We start from the raw sequence: 21,453 nt of genomic DNA, 5'->3' as shown, positions 1-21,453 counted from the left end.
TTGAGTGAGACGCTGCTGATATCCTTGGTGGCAATTGTCGGCTGGCTGGTGCTGGTCACTCAATCCGGTCATCTGCGGCAAATGGGCGCGCGGCGCATGTGTCAACTGGCAGGTATATGGGCCGGCATTTTTGCCATCGTAGTCCTGACAATCCAGCTCCTGAACGAATAACAGAGCCACGCAACTATACATAATATAGATTATCAACCTTTGCCGTTGAGCTACCATATGGTGCAACGCACAATGATGCGCATTGACGCCGACCCTCCTTTAAGGCCATCACCTACCTAGGGGTTTTCAGCTAATTTGGGCTTCATGGATCGTTTGATGATGAACGGCCGCCGGATCGACGCAATCTGGTGGTCGCTGCCTTTCGTAGCTCTTATCCTGTTCGCGGCGATCCAGGTCGCGAGCGGCGTGTACTTCTATATTTTCATGCACGACCTGTTCGTTCCGCTGGAAGGTGCGCTGCACCTGCGGTACGGGCATTTGCCGCACCGGGATTTCGGTTCTCCAGTGGGCGCGCTGTATTTCGTGCTGCATTACATACCGACACTGGTCACGCCCTTGTCCGCCAGCACCGTGATTTATGCGAACGTGCTGGTAGCGCTGCTGGTCGCGGCCGGCACGATGCTGTTTGCCCGACATCGTTTTCCTCTGTGGCTTGCGTCCATCACCGCGCTTTACCTGGGCCTGACCGCCGCTTCCCCGCGACAGATCGGCGAGCCTTTCGCGGTCATCACCAATAATGCATCTTACAACCGGTTCAGTTGGGCGCTCATCGGGCTGTTGGCCATCGTCGCGGCCTGCCCCCGGCCCGACCTGACACGGCGATCTTCGCTGCTGGACGGGCTGGCGGCGGGTATCCTGCTGACGGCCTTGTTCTTCATCAAGCTGACCTATGCGCTGGCGGCGATTGGCATCGTGGTGCTGGCCATCATCACCGTGCGCCGGCTGAGCGACTGGCGGTTCGCCGCTGGCGCCTTCGGCTTCCTGGCCGCAACGGTCCTGCTCGTGGAGGTGAGCACCGGCCTGGTTCATCTCTACCTGGCCGATCTCGCCACGGCCGCAGCAGTGGCGACCGACGTATTCCGGCCGGTCTTCGCCGTGCGGCTGCTCTTCTACTGCGCCAGCGGCGCCGTCGCCGCGCTGGTGGTTGGTCTGATCTGGGAATGGGACCAGCCTCGCCGGCTGTTCTTCTGGGTGCCGCGCACTCTGCTCGCCCTTGCCATTGTACTGGCAGGTGTGGCGATCGGCATTCAGAACCATCCCGAATTCGAAAATCCGCTGCTGCCTGTGGCGGTGCTGATCGCCGGCTATCCGTCGCTCCGCTTCCTGCGTCGAGCCGCTTCGTTGCCGAATGTTGCCAAGGACCCGCGCGCGCCAGGATCCTTTGATGCACAGCCGCCCGGCGTGAGGCGCATGGCCGGCATTGCTTGTGCGGCGGGGTTCCTGGGCATGGCTGCGGCGCCGATGGCACAGGATGTCGCCGGCATTGCATGGACCGTCGTTGCGCCGCGTGCACAAGGTGAGGCAATCGCTTGGATTGCGGATACTCCGCTCGCCGATCTGCGGCTGTTCGACACGGGACCGCCGCCGTCGCCGCGCAATGGCGCCGCCCGGCCGATCAACGATGTCTACATGCTGGAGCTGTTCGGCGACGCGGTCAGCCTGGTGCGCAGTCATATCGGCACGCGCAAGGACGCGGTCGTTCTGCCGACGACCTTCAGCAACCCCTACCCCGCTTTGATGGGCCTGCCGCCCGTGCGCCATGAACTGGCGTGGTGGCACCTTTACCGCACCTTCTCCCTGGAGTTGAAGCCCGACGCGGACAAGTTGCTGAGCGGCGTGGATTACGTGCTGGTTCCCAAGATCTTGAGAGATCCGACCTCGCGCGGGTTCCAGCAAGCCTACGCTGCCGAGCTGGAGCGCGATTTCCGCCAGGTGGACGAGAATCGCAGCTGGCGGTTGCTAGCCCGCCGGAATTGCCGGGCGCGCGCGCTGTGCTGACAAGAACTGCTACGCCGGAGCGGCCGCCCATGCGGGTCCATGCCTTCGCGCTGATTTCAGGCATTGGATGGCTGGTGGATTTCACCCTGTTCAACCTGCTGGCAGTGGCGGGCGTAGATCTGTTCGTGGCCAATCTGGTCGGCGCGGGCGTGGCGGTATCGCTCGTCTTCGTGGCGGGGCGCCACTTCATCTTTCGCGACAGCCGCACGCCCCTACCCCTCGCTATCGCGGCCTATGTCTGCTGGAACGTGGTGGCGATCTTGCTGGCATCGGTGGCGGTTGCGGCGATCGGTCGCCTGTTGGCAAGTCCGGCCGTCATCATGCCGACGGAAAACCTGCTCAGCAGCCTTGGCGTGACGCTCAATGCTTTGTACCTGGTGCCGCCGATTGCCAAGGTGGCCGTGACGCCTGCCACCATGTACCTGAACTATCTGGCAATGGGGATCATCATTGAACAACGCATCCGCTTCTGGTGACGCCCCCGCCTCCAACGTGAATGGGGAGCGTATCCTGGTGTTCGTGCCGATGTACCGGTGCGCGCCGCAGATCCCGCGCGTGATTGAGCAATTCGCGAAGGTTGCCGGCCTGCCCGCGGACATGGCCGTGCTCTGTATCGACAACCAGTCCCCCGACGGTACGCTGGCTGCGGCGGAGGCGGCGCTGGATGCGAGCCCGGTGCGCGAGAAGTACCTGCTGCGCAACGATGACAATTATGGCCTCGGCGGATCGCACAAAGTGGCGATCGACTTCGCCCGGCGGAACGGCTTCACCTATCTGGTGGTGCTGCACGGTGACGATCAGGGTTCGATCGCCGACCTGCAACCCCATATCGCGCAGGGCGAGCACCGGCAGGTCGATGCGCTGCTGGGCGCGCGGTTCATGCGCGGGGCCACGTTGCAGGGCTATTCGACGTTGCGGACGCTGGCCAACCATGCGTTCAACGCGATCTTCTCGATCATCGGTGGCCAGTGGTTCAGCGACCTGGGATCGGGGCTCAACCTGTTCCGGGTCAGCATCTTCGATACCGGGTTCCACCTGAAATATGCCGACAACCTGACCTTCAACTACTTCCTGGTGTTCGGCCTCGCCGACCATGGACATCGCATGCGCTTCTTTCCGATCAACTGGCGGGAGGATGACCAGGTGTCCAATGCCAAGCTGTTCAGCCAGGGACTTAGGATGCTGAAGCTGCTGCGGCAACGGCTGCTGTCCGTCGGCAAGTTCCACGAGGCAGAACATCGCGACGTGCCGCGGGACGCATACCCGGCGACATTGGTGCGGGCATGGCCGGCGGAGGCGCAGTTCCGCGCGTGAGCGATTTCGCGGCCTCCTTGCGCGCAAACGGCCGGTGGCCCGCCACCGCCATTTCCGCGGTGGTCTTCGCCGCTCTCCTGGTGCGCAGCATCGGCGTGCTGTCCGCCGGGGAGTGGCTGTTCACCGGGCGCCTGCTGTTCGCCTGCCTGCTTGCGGGCGGGCTGTATATCCTGGCGCACCTGATGCGCGCCTTCCGCCTGGCGGTGATCGCCATGCCGTTGACCGGGGCGAGTTTCCGCACGCTGGTGCTGCTGCACCTGTTCGTGGCGCCTTGGTCGCTGGTGCTGCCGTTCAAGCTGGACGAGCTGATCCGCCTATCGGAATTGGCGCGCATTGCGAAGTCATGGTCGCGCGCGATCATCGTGCTGGTGATCGACCGGTCGATGGATGGCGTGGTGCTGATCGGCCTCGCCCTGCTGCTGCTGGCGAGCGGCGGGTGGAACGCGGCCATCCCGGTCGCCCTGGCCGGCGCGGGCCTCACGCTGCTGGTGCTCGCCTTCTTCGTCCTGCCCGTGCTGCTTGAGCAGGTGCAGCGCCACATCTTCGTCAACCATTACCAGGATCGGGCCTTGTCGGTGCTCGCCAAGGTTAGCAAGGCGCGCGGCATGCTCGACATCAGCCGCCAGGTGATCAGCGCCGCCCCCGCCTTCCTGGTGCTGGCGACGCTCGGGATCTGGAGCATGGAACTGGTCGCCGTGGGCGCGATCCTGGCGGCGCTGGACCCCCAATTGCTGTCCACCGGCGGCACGGTCGCGGCCACGCTGGGCCGGGCCGATGCCAGCTGGCGCGTGCTGCTTCTGGGTGACCTGTCGCCGCGCGCCCTGGCGCTGGCGACGTTCGTGTTCTTCGATGCGATGCTGCTGGTGTGGATCTGGGTGCCCCTGCCCTATGGCCGCCGCCAGCAGGCGGAGCCGCGGCGGGTGCGCCTGCCCGGCGCCGACGGCATCGCCCTGCCCGCAGCCGGAAAGGCCTGACCCCGATGCTGTTCGTATATGACGACAGCCAGCTGGCGCCGGCGACGATCCGCGACATCATCGGCGTGGACCGGTACGGCGATGTGCTGAAGCGGAAGCAGCGGTTGGCCGACCTGATCGAGCGGATCGTGGCGCGCGAACGCCTGTTCGAGTTCGTGCGGGTTACCGATGCCGCCGGGCGCGACGCGCTGGTGGAGCGGCTGGGACAGCGCCGGGCGGACAGCTGGGTATTCCGCCTGCCCAGCAGCCTGATCCCGGTCGATCTGGACCTGTTCGCCCGCACCCTGCGCAAGCTGCCCTTCGCGCCCGGCGCCGTGCTGTTCGGTGGCCGTTTCGATGACGAGGCGGTCACGCTGCTGGACCGGGCCGACGCCACCGCTCTGCTGACCTGTCCCGATGCGCGCAGTCGGCGGTTCTTCTTCGACAATTTCGCCGCCAGCAGCGTGGAGGTCGGCAACGCCGCCGGCTTCACGGACCTGCGCGATGTGAGCGGTTTCCTCCGCTACATGACCGGCGCGACGGAGGTCCGCTTCTTCAACAGCAGCCAGGTCACGGGCGATGTGTTCCGCAAATCCTCCGCTGACGTGAAGAAGATGCGGGGCGAGTACGGCTTCTTCCATGTCGTGCCCGAACCGATGAAGCGGTTCCTGCTGCCGACGTTCGACTATCGGGAGGAGGATGGGCGGGCCAGCTATTCCATGGAGAACCTGGCGGTGCCCGACGCGGCACTGCAGATCGTGCATCACAGCTTCGATCCCGCCAGCTTCGGCCGGCTGCTCGACCGGTTCTTCGAATTCGTGAACGCGCGCGCCATGCGCGAGGTCGGCGTCGGCGATGTGCAGGCGGCGGCGCGCAGCGCCATTCTGGGCAAGATGGAGGAGCGGCTGGAGCAATTGCTGCAGACCGGTGAAGGGCGCCGGATGAATGCCGTGCTGGCCCATGGCGGACCCCGTGGCGACATCGTCAGCATGGGGCGGCAGGCCGCCGCCCTGATCGAACGGGCGATCGGCGCGGACCGCAGCAGCGCGCTGGCCATCGGGCATGGGGATCCGTGTCTGTCGAACATCCTGTTTAGCCGGAACATCGGTCTGTTCCGCCTGATCGATCCCAAGGGCGCGACCACGCTGGACGAGGCATGGATGCATCCGCTGTATGATCTCGCCAAGTTCAGCCACTCGATCCTGGGCGGATACGACTTCGTCAACAACGGTCTGTTCGAATGCCGCGTGGGTGATGACCTGCGACTGGTGCTCGACCTCGACAATCAGGGGCCGCCTCACTGGATGCAGACCGCCTTCGCGGAACGGCTGGCGGCAGAAGGCTTCGACCGGCGCGTGGTACGGGCCTACGAGCTGTCGCTGTTCCTGTCGATGCTGCCGCTCCACCGCGATACCCCGCGCAAGCTGCCGGGCTTCTGCCTGATCGCCTGCGCCATCATGGACGAACTGGAAGGAACCCTCGCGTGATAGCCAAGGAGCGGGTGCTGGTCTGCGACATCGACGGCACCCTGTGCAAGATCAAGGGACCGGAAGACGACTACGCCGCCCTTGCCTGCGATCCCAACATGAAGGCGAAGCTGGTGGAGCTGCACCAGCAGGGCTGGCGCATCATCCTGGCCTCGTCCCGCGGCATGCGGACCTATGACGGGAACGTGGGGGAGATCTACCGCAACGTGTTCCCGAAGCTGACCAAGTGGCTGGACGAACATGGCGTCCCTTATGACGAGATCACCATGGCCAAGCCCTGGCCGGGGCATGACGGGTTCTACGTCGATGACCGCACGGTGCGCCCGCGTGAATTCCTGAACCATTCGCTGGAGGAACTGGCCGCCATCTGCGAACGGGACCGCACGTTGTGACCGTTCCGGGCAGCGTCGCCGTCACCATGGCCGGCCTTGGCAGCCGGTTCATCAAGGCGGGCTATACCCGGCCGAAATACGAGATCGTGGTGCTGGGCCGGCCGTTGTTCGACTGGTCGATGCTGGCGATGGAATCGTTCCGGCAGGCAGGCTGGCACTTCACCTTCGCCACGCGAGCGGAGGAGGATGCACGGCCGTTCCTCGCCGAACGCTGCGGCGCGCTCGACATCGCGATGGGCGAGGTGGTGGAACTGGACGGCGTGACCGATGGGCAGGCGACCACCGCGCTGCTGCTGGCGCAACGCAGCGATCCCGATACACCGTTCGCCGTGTTCAACATCGACACCTTTGTGGCGCCTGGCGCCATGGCCCCGGGCCAGGTGCCTGCGGGATCGGCCGGATGGGTCCCGTGCTTCCCCGGACCGGGGGATGGTTGGTCGTTCTGCCGCACCAATGATGATGGACGCGTGCTGGAACTGCGGGAGAAGGTGCGCATCTCCCCCCACGCAACGGTCGGGCTCTACTGGTTCGCCTCCGCCGCCGAGTACATCGCACTATACGATCGCTTCTTCGCCGATGGCCAGGGCACCGAGAAAGGGGAGCGTTACATCGCGCCGATGTATAATCGCCTGATCGAGGAGGGCGGGCTGGTCACCATGGGCAGCCTCGCGCTGGAGGATGTCGGCATGCTTGGTACGCCGGACCAGGTGGCGGGCTTCACCGCCGATCCGCCGCCCGCCGCCGCTTCTTGGGTACGGTGACGCAGGTGGACCAGCTGCAGCGCCTGCTCGCCATCATGGCGCGGCTGCGCGATCCGGTGGCGGGTTGCGAGTGGGACCGGGAGCAGACCTTCGCCACCATCGCGCCCTACACGATCGAGGAAGCGTACGAGGTCGCCGATGCGATCGAGCGGGACGATCATGGCGAGCTGAAGGGTGAATTGGGCGACCTGCTGCTGCAGGTGGTGTTCCATGCCCGCATCGCGGAGGAGGCGGGGCTGTTCGCCTTCGCCGACGTGGCCCGCGCCATCGCCGACAAGATGGAGGCGCGCCATCCGCACATCTTCGGCGATGCGGACACCGACCACACCGCATGGGAGATGCTGAAGGCGGCGGAGCGGCAGGCATCCGGCGCCAGCAGCGCCATGGACGGCGTCGCCCGCGCCCTGCCCGCCTTGTTGCGTGCCGACAAGCTGCAGCGCCGCGCCGCACGCGATGGCTTCGACTGGCCCGACACCGCCGGCCCGCGCGCCAAGGTGGTGGAAGAGATGGAAGAACTGGCCGACGCCGGCCCCGACACCGCGGAGGAGGAAGCCGGCGACCTGCTGTTCGCCGCCGTCAATCTGGTACGCGCCCACGGCATCGACGCCGAACAGGCGCTCCGCCGCGCGAACGAGAAGTTCGAGCGCCGCTACCGTGCGATGGAGACGCTGGCGGATGGTGGCTTCGCGGCTCTCGATCTGAAGCGGCAAGAGGCCCTGTGGCAGGCCGTCAAAGCCGGTGAGCGCGAGGGTGCAAGCTGAAGGTCAGGGATGGGTAGATAACGAACAGTGCCTCTAGCCGGGACGTCTTGATCCTCCCCATCGCAGATGGGGAGGGGGACCACCCGCAGGGTGGTGGAGGGGTATGGCACGACGCACGACAGTCCTGACCGCCCGACGCTTATGCCGAACGATGACCAAGCCGGAGCTGATGCTCTGGGGCGTGCTGCGCACCCGTCCGGCAGGCCTCAAGTTCAGACGACAGCATCCTGTCGGACCCTTCGTGCTCGACTTCTACTGCTCCGCCCAACGCATCGCCATAGAGGTGGACGGCATCGTCCACGACATGGGCGACAATCCGGCGCGCGACATCGACCGGGATAGCTGGTTGCGACAGGAAGGGGTTGAGGTCATCCGCATTGCAGCGGCAGACATCCTGAGTGACCTGGACCGCGTGGCCGGCGCCATCGTCAAACGCTGTGCCACACCCCTCCACCAGCCTGCGGCTGGTCCCCCTCCCCATGCTGCGCACGGGGAGGACTGAAGGTCCGCAATGGGGCGTTTTCCGTCATTCCTAAAAATGAACTGACCCGCCGATGCTGTCCTACAGGGAACTCACCTGTCATAGGACGGCCATGGCTCGCCAGACCCCTTCGCACGCACCCGCCGTCAATCGGCAGGTGCGTCACAGGTGCCCGTCCTGCCGGCTCAAGGTAGGTGTCAACTTAGTGTCAACTTCCAGCGTGATCCGACCGGCGCTGGTCCGCAGATCCTAGCCGGATAGCGCGTGGAAGCGGCCCCATTCGCGTTCGGTCAGGCGGACATCGAGCGCCCGGCGCGGTCCGGCCGCACCGACCCCCGCATCGTGGTCGGCCAGCACTTCGCCATGCGCGTGCAGCCAGGCGATCCGCTGTCCGTCCGCCGCGTCGAGCGTGATCGTGTGGACGCGCGCGCCGCCCGTCAGCAGGGCGCCGAGCCGCGTCAGCAACTCGTCCATCCCCTCGCCGGTCAGTGCCGACAGGTGCAGGATGTCGGGCTCGCCTTCCGCCACATGGGCCAACTCCGCCTGCTGCTCGGGCGGTAGCAGGTCCCACTTGTTCCAGACCTCCACGATCGGGATATCGGCGAACGGGCCCTCGCCCGTGCCGACACCCAGTTCGGCCAGGATCTCCAGCACTTCCCGCTTCTGGTCGGCGCTGTCGGGATTGGCAATGTCGCGCACATGCAGGATCACGCTGGCGGCGGTCACCTCCTCCAGCGTGGCGCGGAACGCAGCGACGAGCTGTGTCGGCAGGTCGGAGATGAAGCCCACAGTATCGGACAGGATGGCCTTCTCCACACCCGGCAGGCCGATGGCGCGCATCGTCGGGTCCAGCGTGGCGAACAGCAGGTCCTCCGCCAACACGCCCGCCCCGGTCAGCCGGTTGAAGATCGTCGACTTGCCGGCATTGGTGTAACCGACCAGCGCGATCACCGGCCACGGCGCCCGGTCGCGGCGGCTGCGATGCAGTGCGCGGGTGCGGCGCACCTGCTCCAGCTCACGGCGCAGGCGACCCATGCGGGCGCGGATCATGCGGCGGTCCGCTTCGATCTGGGTCTCGCCCGGGCCACCCAGGAACCCGAAGCCGCCGCGCTGCCGCTCAAGGTGGGTCCAGCTGCGGACCAGCCGGCTCTGCTGGTAATCGAGGTGCGCCAGTTCGACCTGCAACCGGCCTTCCGCCGTGGCGGCGCGTTCCCCGAAGATCTCCAGGATCAGCCCGGTGCGGTCGATTACCTTGCGCTTCAGCCGGTCTTCCAGGTTGCGCTGCTGGATGGCGGAAAGTGCGCCATCCACGATCACCAGTTCCGCTTCCGCCATGTTGGCGTCGGTGGCAATACGCTCGATCTGGCCCTCGCCAAACAGCGTGCCCGGTCGCACGTCGCGCACGGGAACGACGAACGCCTCGCGCACGTCGAGCCCGATGGCGAGCGCCAGCCCCTTCGCCTCCTCCAGCCGCGCTTCCGGATCGCGCGTCTGGCGGTCCTTGCGGATATCGGGGCAGATCACCAGCGCGGGAGCGCCCCGGGTGACCTCGCCCTCTATGTCGTCGCCGAAATTCAGCTTTCCTCGCCTTCCTCGTCCATGTCGGTAGTCAGGTCCACCGGTGCCGCGGGCTGGATCGTCGAGACCGCATGCTTGTAGGCAAGCTGTACATAGCCTTCGCGTTCCAGCAACATGCAGAACAGGTCATATGCGGCGATCCGCCCCTGCAGCATGACGCCGTTTACCAGGAACATGGTCACGGCGACGCCGGCATCACGCACGCGCGACAGGAAGATGTCCTGCAGCAGCTTCTGCTTGCGCCCCCCGTCCCCGCCCGTGCCGAACTGTTCGGCATCAACCGGCTGCGCCGGCATAATGGTGGAGATCGCATGCTTGTACACCAGCTGCGACTGTCCGTCGCGCCGCAGCAGGATCGAGAAATTGTCGAACCATGTGACAATGCCCTGCAGCTTCACGCCCTTCACCAGGAACATGGTGACGGGCATTTTCTCGCGCCGAAGGTGATTGAGGAATAGGTCCTGCAGATTCCCGGCCTTGCTGCCTGCCGGTGGGGTCGCCGCGGGCGCGGGCGTCTCCTTAGGCGGGCGCGGGCGGGCGGTCAGGGTGCCTTTGGTCATTTCGCGTGACTCCATCTTATTGGCGCTTTTCAGGCGCATCCATCGCGAAGCGGCAGGCCTTACCCTGCCCGCCGGTCCGCGGCTGGCGCCTTCATGCCAAATAATTGTGCGCCTGCGAAGGCCCCTTTTGCGTCGGCCGCAAGACCGCCGCTATTCGTCGCCGCGCTCGCTCATCCCCAGCAGCTTGAGCTTACGATGAAGCGCCGAACGTTCCATGCCGATGAACCCCGCGGTCTTGGAGATATTGCCGGAAAAGCGGCGGATCTGCACCCGCAGGTATTCCCGTTCGAAGTTCTCCCGCGCTTCTCGCAGGGGCACGCCCATCAGCGCTGGCATGCCGGCGCCCTGATCGCCGCCGCCGCCGATGATCTCCGCCGGCAGCATGTCGGCTTCTATCCGCCCGATCCGTTCGCGCGGGGCGAGTATCACCGTGCGTTCCACGACGTTGCGCAACTGGCGGACATTGCCCGGCCAGTCATAGGCCTGCATCGCGGCCAATGCCTCTGCTGACAGTTCCGGTGCGCTGAGACCCTGCTCGCGGGCGTAGCGGGTGAAGAAATGCTCGGCCAGGGCCGGGATGTCGTCCCGCCGTTCCGTCAGGGAGGGCACGGTGATCGGCACCACGTTGAGGCGATAATAGAGGTCCTCGCGGAAGCGCTTGTCCACGATCTCCGCCTCCAGATCACGCGCCGTTGAGGAGACCACGCGTACGTCGACCCCGATCTGCCGGCTGCCGCCCGCGCGCACGAAGCTCTGTTCGGTCAGCACGCGCAGGATTCGCGCCTGCGTGCTGAGCGGCATGTCAGCCACCTCGTCAAAGAACAGGGTTCCGCCATCGGCCATCTCCAGCAGGCCGGGGCGCACCAGGCGGCCGTCCACCTCCTCACCGAACAGCTCCTGTTCGAACCGTTCGGGTGTGATACGGGCGGAGTTGACGGTGACAAAGGCCTTGTCTGCCCGCGGGCTCCAGGCATGAAGCAGGCGGGCGGCGACTTCCTTACCCGAACCGCCCGGGCCGGTGATGAGCACGCGGCTGCCGGTGTTCGCCACTCGCTTCAGCAGGGCACGTACCTGGTTGATGGAGGTGGAACTGCCGGTGAACTCCGCTGCCAACGTGATGCCCTCGCGCAGGCGGGCGTTCTCTCGCCGGAGCCGGTCGGTTTCCGTCGCGCGTTCGACCAACAGCAGCAGGCGCTCCGCCTCGAACGGTTTCTCGATGAAGTCCATCGCGCCGCGGCTGACGGCCGATACAGCGGTATCTAGGCTGCCATGGCCGGAGAAGATGATTACCGGCAGATCAGGTTCGCGCAGCTTGATTGCGTCGAGCACTTCCAGCCCGTCCATCGGGCTTCCGTGCAGCCATACATCCAAGAGGACCAGGCTGGGCCGCTTCTCATCCACCATGCGCAGCGCGCTGACGCTGTCGCCGGCGGTTCGGCATTGGTACCCTTCATCACTCAACACGCCGGCTACGAGTTCCCGGATGTCGAGTTCGTCATCCACGATCAGGATATCGAGCGCCATCAGCTGTGTTCCCTTATGCGGATATCGTGTCTCCTGTTCATTCCGCCGCCTCGGTGGCGTGTGCGGGGGTCCGCGCCACGGCCGAGGGATCACGGGCCAGCCGGAGGGTGGCGCGCGCACCGCCATCAGGCGCGGCGGCGAAGGCGATCTCGCCGCCATGTTCCTCCAGAATCTTCTTCACGATCGCGAGGCCTAGGCCGGTGCCTTTCTCCCGCGTGGTGACGTAGGGTTCCATGATCCGTTCGCCACCCTGTGGCAGGCCGATGCCGTTATCGAGCACTTCGACCGTCACATCGGTGACACCGAGCTGAACGCCGACGGAGATACGCCCCTGATCGTGCGTCGGGCTACCGTCGCGGCGACGGCTTTCGATGGCTTCCGCGGCATTTTTCAAGACATTCGTCAGGGCCTGGCCGATCTGGTGCCGGTCGCACGAAACCGTCTGCCCGTCGCCATGGACCTCCAGCTGATAACGGATGTCGGAGTGGCCGACCTCCTGCAGGAACATCGCCTGGCGGACCAGATCAACCACGTCCTCCCGCCGGAATACGGGCTTTGGCAAGCGGGCGAAGGACGAGAATTCGTCCACCATCTTCCTGAGGTCGCCGACTTGGCGGATGATGGTGCCGGTCAGGTCGTCGAACAATTCCCCGTCGGCAAGGATCTGCTTGCGGTAACGGCGCTTCAGCCGCTCCGTCGCGAGTTGGATAGGGGTGAGCGGGTTCTTGATCTCGTGCGCGATACGGCGCGCGACGTCGGACCAGGCAGCCTGCCGCTGATCCAGCAGTTGCCGGGTAATATCTTCGAAAGTGATGACGTGCCCTTCGCCCGACGGGGCGAGGCGCACGGCGAGTGTCAGCATCTCGCCCCGGCGGTTGTACTGCACCGTGCTGCCGGTCGCGCCGCCGCGCAGCAGCTCGGCCAAGCGCGGCGACAGATCGGCGAGCGGGCGGCCGACCGGGTTGGGAGCCTCCTCCTCCAGCAGCAGGTCGCGGGCCGAGTTGTTCAGCAGAATGATGATGCCGGCGGCATCGACCGAGACGATGCCTGCGGTGATCGATTGCAGCACCGTCTCGATGAAAGCGCGGCGTTCGGCTAGCTGGCGGTTGGCGCCGATCAGTGCATCCGTCTGCCGCTCGATCTGCTGGGTCATGCGGTTGAAGGCGCGGTTGAGCAGCCCGATTTCATCCGGCCCAGTGCGTCCCTCCACTCGCATGGCGTAATTGCCCGCGCCGATCGCACGGGCCGCGCCGACGAGGTCGGCCAGAGGTTGTACCTGTCTGTCGGCAAATCGCAGCGCGAACCACACGGCAAGGCCCACCAACGCCAGCGACACGCCGAGCAGGGCCAGGTTGAAGCGCAGTTGCAGCACGCGCGCGCGTTCGGTCAGCAGATCGTATGCCTGCACCACGCTCTGCGCGCGCTTCCACTGGCTGAGTGCGAGAGCATCGGAGTTGCGGGCGTTGTAGAGGTAGAGGCCGGACGGGCGATCGATGGCGGTCACGGCCTCGATCCGTTCGGGGCTGGCGGTCACCACCGCCGGATCGCCACGGCGCAGGCGTTGCAGCGCGGCGGCGGAAATCCGTTCGCGATCCGCGCTCCCCTCCTCCGGATCGACGATCGCCTCCACCTGCAGGGTGCCGTCCGCCTGTTGCTGCAGCACGGCGCTCTCGTTGAGCTTACGGAACAGGACCTGCAGCGAGTAGGCGCTGGCAAAGGCGGGGCTGGCGAGGCCGTTGCGTTCCAGTTCGAAGCGCAGATCACCGGCCATTGCGACGGTTTCCTGCTCCACATCGCGCTGACTTTCGTCGTAATAGCCGCGCGCCAGTTCATTGGCGTTCTCCAGGATGCCGCGTGACTGGCTGGAGAACCAGAACTCGACCCCCGACTGGAACAGGTAGCTGGCGAACACCGCCACCAGCAGCGTGGGGACCGCGGCCACCAGCGAGAAGAAGAATACGAGGTTGACGTGCAGCCGCGCGGTGGTGCCGCCAGCCCGCCGGATTGCTAGTCGACGGCCGAACAGGACCAGGAGGCCAAGCGCGGGGATCAGCGTACCGATCAGCATCGCCGATGCCTGCACCGATGGGACGAGCGTCCGCTCGTCCGCAAGGTCGGCCAAGGTCACGTAGGAGCTGGTGAGCATGCCCAGCAGGGCTGCGGCGCACAGAATTTCCAGCCAGAAGAACACGTTCGCGCGGCGGCCGACCACCTGCACCCGCCGCCACCATCGCGGGGAACGGCGGGTCGCGCCCTGATCAGCCGACCTTGGCGCCCGGGGGGTGGCGGTGACACTCACAGTTGCAACTTTACAACAGCCATGTTGCGTCAACGCAAGGCCTTTTTGCGCAATGGCGTTGCCCGTCAGTGCCCGTCGGAGCCGATCTGCAAGTCGGTCAGTCGTTTGCGCAGCGTGTTGCGATTGATGCCCAGCAACTGCGCCGCACGGAGCTGGTTGCCACCGGTCTGGCGCAAAGCGTGTTCGAACAGCGGGCGCTCAAAGGCGGCAAGTGCCGCGTGATACAGCGTACCGGGTGAGGGCGCGGCTTCCGCCAGCCAGCTGTCCAGCGCCTGCGCCAGGTCGGCGGGCGCCTGCCCGCCGGCGAGGGGCGGCCGGTCAGCCAGCAATTGGCCGATAAGCCCGGTGTCGATATCCTCCTCCCGCGCCAGCAGGGCCGCGCGGTAAATGAAGTTGCGCAGTTCTCGGACATTGCCGCGCCACTTCTGCCCGTCCAGCAGCGCCGCACCGGCGGGTGTCAGGCGGCGTGCCGGAAGTCCGTCGAGCGCCGCGAGCCGCAGGAAATGGCGGGCGAGCGGCTCCACGTCCCCATGCCGGTCGCGAAGGGGCGGCAGCTGGATCGGCACCACGGCCAGACGGTAATAGAGGTCTTCGCGGAACGTGCCGTCGGCGATCAGCGGCTGTAGGTCGCGGTTGGTGGCGGCGATGATGCGGACATTGATCGCCACCTCCTCGCCGCCACCGACACGACGGATGCGGCCGGATTGCAGCGCGCGCAGCAGCCGCGTCTGCGCCTCGGGCGGCATGTCGCCGATCTCGTCCAGGAACAACGTGCCGTGGTTCGCCTGTTCGAACTTGCCCAGATGCCGCTGCGTGGCGCCAGTGAAGGCGCCCTTCTCGTGCCCGAACAGTTCCGATTCGATCAGATCGCGCGGGATGGCGGCGGTGTTCACGGCCACGAATGGACCGTTCTTGCGCGCGCCGAGCTGATGGATCGCTTCCGCGACCAGTTCCTTGCCGGTGCCGGATTCGCCAAGCACCAGTACGGTCAGGTCATTGCGCAGGACCCGCGTGATCATGCGATAGACGTCCTGCATCGGCTGGCTGCGACCGATCAGCGGCAGCGCGCCGGGTGCTCCCGGATCATCGAAACCGGCGTCCGCGCGCCCGTCCGCCGCCTGGCAAGCGGCGCGCACCAGTTCCTCCAAGTCGAAGGGCTTAGGGAAGTATTCGAATGCGCCGGTATCGGTCGCCCGCACCGCGGTGTCGAGCGTGTTCTGTGCCGACAGGATGATGACCGGCATTGCAGGGCAGCGCGCCATCGCGGCGGGCAGCGTGGCGATGCCGTCGCCATCGGTCAGCACCACATCGGTCAGCATGACGTCGAACGGCTCGCCCGCGAGTAGCCGATCTCGCTCCGCCACGCTTTCGCAGCGGGCGACGGTAAACGCCTCCTCCTCCAGCGCGGCGGTGATCACGGTGGCGATCGCGTGATCGTCCTCCACCAGCAAGGCCCTGCGGCTCATGCTCCTGCCCCTCCCTGTTCGTGGCGCGCCATTGGCAGGTGGATGCGAAAATGTGTCCACCCCCCTGCCCCGGCGCGCGGTTCCTCCCGGTCGTATGTGATGCGCCCATCCATGTCGCGCACCAGCTTGCTGACCAGGGCCAGACCCAGACCCTGACCATTCTTCTTGGCCGAAACGAAGGGTTCGAAGATGTGGTCGCGGATCGCGGGATCGATGCCGGGGCCATTGTCGCTCACCTGCACCTCGATCGGCAGCTTTACCGGACGGCCCAGCCGCATGACGTTCATCACCAGCCCGCTGACGAACCGGGTGCGGATTACCACCTCCGGCACGGCCATGCCGTCGCTAGCGTCGCGGGCATTGGCCAGCAGGTTGATCAGCACCTGCACCAACGCCCCTTCGTTTCCAAGCACCGGGGGCAAGCTGGGATCGAACTCCTCCCGTACGGTCCCCGGCCCGCGCGCGGCATGGACCGTGGCCAGGGCGCGGCGGATAGTCGCGTGGAGGTTCAGCGGCCCGATCGGTTGCGCCCGTTCCCGGCCGAGCCGCTGCATCCGGTCGATCAGCTCGGCGATACGATCGACCTCGTCGGTGATTAGGCGGGTGAGGCCGCGTTCGCCCGTCGGCAGCTTTCGGCCGACCAGCTGCGCCGCGCCGCGAATGGCGGCCAACGGGTTCTTGATTTCGTGTGCCAGCACCGCAGGACCGCGAAGTCCGGACTGGTTCTCGCCCCCTTCGGACAGACGCTCGCCCTGCCCGGCGTCGGACAGCGTCATCACACGCCAGCCGGGATGCTGCGGCATGGGCGACACGGTGAGGTTGGCGACGATCTCCCGCTCCTCCACCCGCAGTCGGGCTCCACGCGCGGTCAGTTGGACGTCGCCTTCCAGCAGGCGATTGCGCACCAGCGGATCACCGAAGTCGAGCACGTCCAGCAGCGGGCGGCCGCGCAGGCGCCGCGTGCTTTGCCCCAGCAGGTTCTCGCCCGCCGGATTGACCTCCCGGATCAGCAGGCCGGGCGACACCAGCAGGACGGCGAAGGTTAGGCCGGTGAGCTGTTCGCGCGGTCCAGGCGGACCTGCCGCAGCGCCGCGGGCGTCAGCCGTCACGCAGCCTTTTGCCGCAGGAACGGGGCATAGAACCGCTCCAGCTCGTCAAGCACGGTTGCAGCATCGTCGATGAAATTGACCTTGTTGCGGAACTCCGCGGAGCCGGGGAGACCCTTGGTGTACCAACCCAGGTGCTTACGGGCCATCTTCACGCCCAGGTCACGGCCGTAATGGTCCAGCATCAGGCCGTAATGTTCGACCAGCACGGTATATTGTTCGTCGAGGTCGGGCTCCGCGCGCAGCTCGCCCGTCTGCCACCAGCGCATCACCTGCCCTAGCAGCCACGGCTTGCCATAGGCGCCGCGCCCAATCATCACCCCATCCGCGCCCGACTGGTTGAGCGCGGTGGCGGCGTCCACAGTAGAGCAAATGTCGCCATTGACGATCACGGGCAGGCTAACCGCCTGCTTCACCTTCGCGACGAAGCTCCAGTCGGCACTGCCCTTGTACATCTGGTTTCGGGTGCGGCCGTGGACGGTGATCAGCTTTGCTCCCAGATCTTCCGCAATATGAGCCAACTCCGGCGCGTTCAGGCTGTCATGGTCCCAGCCCATTCGCATCTTGACAGTGACGGGCACGTCCACCGCCTTCACGGTCGCCTCGATCAGACGGGCGGCGAGCGGCAGATCGCGCATCAGCGCGCTGCCAGCATCGCCGTTGACCACCTTCTTCACCGGACAGCCCATGTTGATGTCGATAATGGCCGCCCCGCGATCAGCGTTGAGCTTCGCCGCCTCCGCCATCTCGGCAGGCGCGCAGCCAGCGAGCTGCAGGCTGACCGGCTCCTCCACCGGATCCCACGCCGCCTTCTGCAGCGACTGCCGGGTTTCGCGGATCATGGCCGGGCTGGCGATCATCTCCGTCACGTTGAGCCCGCTGCCGTAGCGGCGCACCAGCTTGCGGAATGGCAGGTCGGTGACGCCGGTCATCGGGGCCAGCACCACCGGGCAGGCGATCGCAACGGGGCCGATGGCGATCGGCCGGCACGGCGGAGGAGGAGGTGTCTGATCTTGCATCGCGCTGCCCAAAAAACAGGCAGCCGCATAGTGGATTGCCGCCCGCCTCGCAAGCCGCTAGCCGCACGGGCCAAGCCATGAGCAGCCCTTCCGATCTTGCCGCGATCATCGTCGCCGCCGGGCAGGGCCTGCGCGCCGGGCAGCCGTTGCCCAAGCAGTTCGCGCTGCTGGACGGCGTGCCCGTCCTGCGTCGTGCGATTGATGCTCTGGTGCGTGGCGGCGTGCGCCGCTTCGTGCTGGCGATCCCTGCCGGGGCAGAGGAGATCGTGGCAAAGTGCCTTTCCGGGCTTGCTGATGGCTGCAACGTGGCGACGGTGACTGGTGGCACGACGCGGCAGGCCAGCGTGCGCGCCGCGCTGGAGATCCTGGTGGACGAACCGCCTGTAGCGGTGCTGATCCACGATGCGGCACGGCCGCATTGTCCGCCGGAGGTTTTGGCGCGGCTATATGCCGCGCTGGAGACCGCGCCCGCCGCGATCCCGGTCCTGCCGGTGGCCGACAGCCTTGCCTACGCCACGGGTGCGCTGATGGGCCAGCCTGCCGCGCGCGAGGCGCTGCGCCGAGTACAGACCCCGCAGGCATTCCGCTTCGCCGACATTCTGGCAGCGCATCGGACATGGGTGGGCGACGCGACTGCCGGCGATGATGCACAGGTGGCGCAGGCGGCCAGCCTGCCGGTGACGCTGGTCGAAGGAGACGAGAGATTGCACAAGCTGACCTACGCCGCTGACTTCCCGCAGACCGCCGCCCCCCGCTGGCCGCGCAGCGGCACTGGCTTCGACGTGCACCGGCTGGTTGCGGGGGAGGAATTGTGGCTGTGCGGCATCCGCATCGATCATCCGCTGGGCCTGTCGGGTCATAGCGATGCCGATGTCGGCCTGCATGCCGTGGTCGATGCGATCCTTGGCGCAGTTGGCGCCGGCGATATCGGGCAGCATTTCCCGCCCAGCGATCCCAAATGGCGTGGCGCCGCGTCCGACCAGTTCCTGACCCATGCGGTCGATTTGGCGGCGGAGCGTGGCTACGCCATCGGCAATGTCGACCTGACGCTGATCTGCGAGGCACCCAAGATCGGACCGCATCGGCCCGCAATGCAGCAGCGGCTTGCCGAACTGCTGCGGGTGGGAGTAGAAGCGGTCAACGTGAAGGCGACCACTACAGAACGGCTCGGCTTCGCCGGCCGCGGCGAAGGCATCGCGGCCCAGGCTGTCGCCATGCTTGTCCCCAATGATGGAGTTCCGGCATGAGGCGGATGCTGGCCACGATCGCTACTGCTGCCCTGGCGGGCGCGCCAACCCTGGCCGCCGCACAGGATTGCGTCACCCCGGACGAGGTGAGCGCAATGGCAATCTACGCCGTGCCCTCCGCCGTGCAGGCACTGGACCTGCGTTGCAGCACCCAATTGGCGAGCGACGGCTTTCTGGCGCGGGGTGGCGCCGGCATGTCTCGCCGCTACGCCGCGCTGCAGGGGCGTAGCTGGCCGCAAGCGAAATCCGGGCTGCGGAAGCTGCTGGGCGGCGCGGCTCAAGGGCAGATGCGCGGCAATCTGGACATGATCTCCGGTCTGCCGGACCAGCATGTCCGACCGCTGGTCGATGCGCTGCTGGTACAGGAGTTGTCCGCACGCATTCCGGTCGCCGATTGCGGCGCGGCGGAGCGCCTGCTGGAGACCATGTCGCAGGTCGAGCCGGAGATCGCCGCCGGGCTGATCGGCGGGGTGCTGGGCCTGTTCGCCCCGCCCAATACCCCCATCTGCCAACCGGCCCGGCCATGAGCGAGCCGCTGCTGCCGCCGGAGATCGTCGCACTGGCTAACCGCGTGATCGAGGAAAACCGCGCCGCCGGCCGCCGGGTCGCAGTGGCCGAGAGCTGCACGGGCGGCCTCGTCAGCGCGGCATTGACGGAGATCGCCGGCTGCTCCGACGTGTTCGAGCGTGGGTTCGTCACCTACTCCAACACTGCCAAGCATGCCGATTTGGGTGTGCCGGACGACATCATCGACACGTTCGGCGCGGTCTCAATCGCCTGCGTCTACGCCATGGCGAAGGGCGCGCTGGAGCGCAGCAATGCCGATGTCGCGGTGGCGATCAGCGGCATTGCCGGGCCAGGCGGCGGCAGCGAGAGCAAGCCGGTCGGTACCGTGGTGTTCGCCCGCGCGGTGCGGAACGAGGACCGACCGGACGCGGAATCGCGCCAGTTCGAGGATGAGGGCCGCTCCGCCATCAGGCGACAGGCGACGCTCTGCGCGCTGGACCTGCTGCTGCCGAAGACCTAGGCGACAGGCTGCGCCGCGCCGCTGACGCCGTAAAGTGCGTCGGCCCGCCGTTCGAACGCTTCCACCATCTTGCGGAAGGCACGGTCGAAATATTGGCCGGCCAGCATTTCGAACATGCGGTTCTTGAACGCGAAGTCGACGCAGAAGTCGATCTCGCACCCGCCTTCCGGCAAGTCGGTGAACTGCCAGCTGTTGTCGAGATCACGCAGGGGGCCGTCGACATATTGGACGCGGATAAAGCCCGGCCGTTCCTTGTGAACACGGCTGGTGAACTTCTCCCGCAGGGCCTTGAAGCCGACGAGCATGTCGGCGACCATCTCCGTCCCGTCGTCCGACCGCACGCGGGTCGCCACGACCCATGGCAGGAATTCGGGGTAATGCGCCACATCGGCGACCAGATCGAACATCTGCGCCGCCGAATAGGGCAACCGGCGCTGCTCCCTTATACCAGGCATCAGACGACCGCGATGCCGACCTTGCCCGCCGCCCTGGCAAGCTTCGCCTCCCGCGCGGCCTTCATCACCGCGAAGTCGGCGCCGGCGTGATAGCTGGAACGGGTCAGCGGGGTCGATGCGACCTGCAGAAAGCCCTTGGCCCGCGCGACGGCGCCATAGGCGTTGAACGCCTTGGGGCTGACGAACTCCTCCACCTTGGCATGCCTGGGCGTGGGTTGCAGGTACTGGCCCATGGTGATGAAATCGACATCGGCGCAGCGCATGTCGTCCATCACCTGATGCACCTCCAGCCGCTGTTCCCCCAGACCCAGCATCACGCCGCTCTTGGTGAAGATCAGCGGGTCGTGGCGCTTTACCTCTTCCAGCAGCCGCAGGGAGGCGTAGTAGCGCGCGCCGGGGCGGATCGTCGGGTAGAGCCGAGGCACGGTTTCCAGATTGTGGTTGTAGACATCCGGCCCGGCGGCGCAGATCGCCTCCAGCGCGGGGCGCATCTTGCCGCGGAAGTCGGGGGTCAGGATCTCGATCGTGGTGCTCGGCGTCTCACGCCGCAGCGCCTCGATCACCTTCACGAATTGCCCCGCACCGCCATCGGGCAGGTCGTCGCGGTCGACACTGGTGATGACAATGTGTTCCAGCCCCATTGCCGCCGCCGCGGCCGCGGTGTGTTCCGGTTCCAGCGGATCGACCTTGCGCGGCATACCGGTCTTGACGTTGCAGAACGCGCAGGCGCGGGTGCATACATCGCCCAGGATCATCACCGTGGCATGCTTCTTGGTCCAGCATTCCCCGATGTTAGGGCATGCCGCTTCCTCGCACACGGTATTGAGGTTCAGGTCGCGCATCAGCTTGCGCGTTTCCTGATAACCCTTGCTGACCGGCGCTTTGACCCGGATCCAGTCGGGCTTGCGCTGCCGTGCGGGTGACGCAGGTTGCCCTTCCGGGCTCGGGATCGGGGATAGCTCGGTCATTGCCGCCCATCTAGGCCCACTGCACCCGCCGTGCAATGGTGCGGA

At 66.3% G+C, this 21,453-nt stretch carries 22 protein-coding genes; 13 read left to right on the top strand and 9 right to left on the bottom strand.

The window, feature by feature from the left end; genetic code table 11:
* The 10 genes from V5740_RS04680 to V5740_RS04635 all read left to right on the top strand — a co-directional run bounded on the left by V5740_RS04680 (position 1) and on the right by V5740_RS04635 (position 8,180).
* Complete coding sequence (locus tag V5740_RS04680) at positions 1-171, top strand: hypothetical protein (RefSeq protein WP_347303919.1); 171 nt, start codon at positions 1-3, stop codon at positions 169-171.
* Positions 172-315: 144 nt separating this feature from the next.
* A complete protein-coding gene (locus tag V5740_RS04675) occupies positions 316-2,010 on the top strand; it encodes a hypothetical protein (RefSeq protein WP_347303918.1) in 1,695 nt (564 codons plus the stop codon).
* Complete coding sequence (locus V5740_RS04670) at positions 2,004-2,486, top strand: GtrA family protein (protein WP_347303917.1); 483 nt, start codon at positions 2,004-2,006, stop codon at positions 2,484-2,486. The genes V5740_RS04675 and V5740_RS04670 overlap by 7 nt, the downstream gene beginning before the upstream one ends.
* A complete protein-coding gene (locus V5740_RS04665; protein WP_347303916.1) occupies positions 2,461-3,324 on the top strand; it encodes a glycosyltransferase family 2 protein in 864 nt (287 codons plus the stop codon). Before V5740_RS04670 ends, V5740_RS04665 begins: the two co-directional genes overlap by 26 nt.
* Positions 3,321-4,298 (top strand): hypothetical protein, encoded by a 978-nt coding sequence (locus V5740_RS04660; protein ID WP_347303915.1) that lies wholly within the window; start codon positions 3,321-3,323, stop codon positions 4,296-4,298. The genes V5740_RS04665 and V5740_RS04660 overlap by 4 nt, the downstream gene beginning before the upstream one ends.
* A 5-nt stretch (positions 4,299-4,303) precedes the next feature.
* The gene (locus tag V5740_RS04655; RefSeq protein WP_347303914.1) at positions 4,304-5,764 is read left to right on the top strand and encodes a hypothetical protein; all 1,461 of its coding nucleotides are present in this window, start codon (positions 4,304-4,306) and stop codon (positions 5,762-5,764) included.
* Positions 5,761-6,156 (top strand): capsular biosynthesis protein, encoded by a 396-nt coding sequence (locus V5740_RS04650; RefSeq protein WP_347303913.1) that lies wholly within the window; start codon positions 5,761-5,763, stop codon positions 6,154-6,156. Before V5740_RS04655 ends, V5740_RS04650 begins: the two co-directional genes overlap by 4 nt.
* Positions 6,153-6,917, top strand: a complete 765-nt coding sequence (locus V5740_RS04645; RefSeq protein ID WP_347303912.1) for a glycosyltransferase family 2 protein — start codon at positions 6,153-6,155, stop codon at positions 6,915-6,917. Before V5740_RS04650 ends, V5740_RS04645 begins: the two co-directional genes overlap by 4 nt.
* The gene (mazG, locus tag V5740_RS04640; protein WP_347304442.1) at positions 6,914-7,678 is read left to right on the top strand and encodes a nucleoside triphosphate pyrophosphohydrolase; all 765 of its coding nucleotides are present in this window, start codon (positions 6,914-6,916) and stop codon (positions 7,676-7,678) included. Before V5740_RS04645 ends, mazG begins: the two co-directional genes overlap by 4 nt.
* A 151-nt stretch (positions 7,679-7,829) precedes the next feature.
* Positions 7,830-8,180, top strand: a complete 351-nt coding sequence (locus tag V5740_RS04635) for an endonuclease domain-containing protein (RefSeq protein WP_347303911.1) — start codon at positions 7,830-7,832, stop codon at positions 8,178-8,180.
* Positions 8,181-8,408: 228 nt separating this feature from the next.
* Here V5740_RS04635 and hflX read toward each other — a convergent pair whose 3' ends face one another.
* The 7 genes from hflX to dusB form a co-directional block, all read right to left on the bottom strand.
* Entirely contained in the window at positions 8,409-9,686 is a 1,278-nt protein-coding gene (gene hflX, locus V5740_RS04630) for a GTPase HflX (RefSeq protein WP_347304441.1), read from the bottom strand.
* 47 nt (positions 9,687-9,733) lie between these two features.
* Entirely contained in the window at positions 9,734-10,297 is a 564-nt protein-coding gene (hfq, locus tag V5740_RS04625; protein ID WP_347303910.1) for an RNA chaperone Hfq, read from the bottom strand.
* Positions 10,298-10,447: 150 nt separating this feature from the next.
* Positions 10,448-11,821 (bottom strand): sigma-54 dependent transcriptional regulator, encoded by a 1,374-nt coding sequence (locus tag V5740_RS04620; RefSeq protein WP_347303909.1) that lies wholly within the window; start codon positions 11,819-11,821, stop codon positions 10,448-10,450.
* Positions 11,822-11,858: 37 nt separating this feature from the next.
* The gene (locus V5740_RS04615) at positions 11,859-14,039 is read right to left on the bottom strand and encodes an ATP-binding protein (protein WP_347303908.1); all 2,181 of its coding nucleotides are present in this window, start codon (positions 14,037-14,039) and stop codon (positions 11,859-11,861) included.
* A 146-nt stretch (positions 14,040-14,185) separates the two neighbouring features.
* Positions 14,186-15,586 (bottom strand): sigma-54 dependent transcriptional regulator, encoded by a 1,401-nt coding sequence (locus tag V5740_RS04610; protein WP_347303907.1) that lies wholly within the window; start codon positions 15,584-15,586, stop codon positions 14,186-14,188.
* Positions 15,583-16,695 carry an ATP-binding protein gene (locus V5740_RS04605; RefSeq protein ID WP_347303906.1) on the bottom strand — a complete coding sequence of 371 codons (1,113 nt, stop codon included), beginning with the start codon at positions 16,693-16,695 and terminating at the stop codon, positions 15,583-15,585. Before V5740_RS04605 ends, V5740_RS04610 begins: the two co-directional genes overlap by 4 nt.
* Positions 16,692-17,711, bottom strand: a complete 1,020-nt coding sequence (gene dusB, locus V5740_RS04600; RefSeq protein ID WP_347303905.1) for a tRNA dihydrouridine synthase DusB — start codon at positions 17,709-17,711, stop codon at positions 16,692-16,694. The genes V5740_RS04605 and dusB overlap by 4 nt, the downstream gene beginning before the upstream one ends.
* 77 nt (positions 17,712-17,788) lie before the next feature.
* On the opposite strand from dusB, the gene V5740_RS04595 reads away from it, so the two are divergent.
* The 3 genes from V5740_RS04595 to V5740_RS04585 are packed head-to-tail and all read left to right on the top strand — an operon-like array spanning position 17,789 to position 19,985.
* Positions 17,789-18,958: a bifunctional 2-C-methyl-D-erythritol 4-phosphate cytidylyltransferase/2-C-methyl-D-erythritol 2,4-cyclodiphosphate synthase gene (locus V5740_RS04595; protein WP_347303904.1), complete on the top strand. Its 1,170-nt coding sequence runs from the start codon at positions 17,789-17,791 to the stop codon at positions 18,956-18,958.
* The gene (locus tag V5740_RS04590) at positions 18,955-19,485 is read left to right on the top strand and encodes a hypothetical protein (RefSeq protein ID WP_347303903.1); all 531 of its coding nucleotides are present in this window, start codon (positions 18,955-18,957) and stop codon (positions 19,483-19,485) included. Before V5740_RS04595 ends, V5740_RS04590 begins: the two co-directional genes overlap by 4 nt.
* Positions 19,482-19,985, top strand: a complete 504-nt coding sequence (locus V5740_RS04585) for a CinA family protein (protein ID WP_347303902.1) — start codon at positions 19,482-19,484, stop codon at positions 19,983-19,985. Before V5740_RS04590 ends, V5740_RS04585 begins: the two co-directional genes overlap by 4 nt.
* Here the strand turns inward: V5740_RS04585 and V5740_RS04580 are convergent.
* Together V5740_RS04580 and lipA are read right to left on the bottom strand one after the other, a co-directional pair.
* Entirely contained in the window at positions 19,982-20,440 is a 459-nt protein-coding gene (locus tag V5740_RS04580) for a type II toxin-antitoxin system RatA family toxin (RefSeq protein WP_347303901.1), read from the bottom strand. The genes V5740_RS04585 and V5740_RS04580 overlap by 4 nt on opposite strands.
* Complete coding sequence (lipA, locus tag V5740_RS04575) at positions 20,440-21,408, bottom strand: lipoyl synthase (protein WP_347303900.1); 969 nt, start codon at positions 21,406-21,408, stop codon at positions 20,440-20,442. The genes V5740_RS04580 and lipA overlap by 1 nt, the downstream gene beginning before the upstream one ends.
* Positions 21,409-21,453: the final 45 nt, after the last annotated feature.

The sequence above is a fragment of the Croceibacterium sp. TMG7-5b_MA50 genome (genome assembly GCF_039830145.1).
Lineage (GTDB): Bacteria > Pseudomonadota > Alphaproteobacteria > Sphingomonadales > Sphingomonadaceae > Croceibacterium.
The sequence above is the reverse complement of the archived record's forward strand: the minus strand, read 5'-3'. Positions and strand labels throughout refer to the sequence as shown.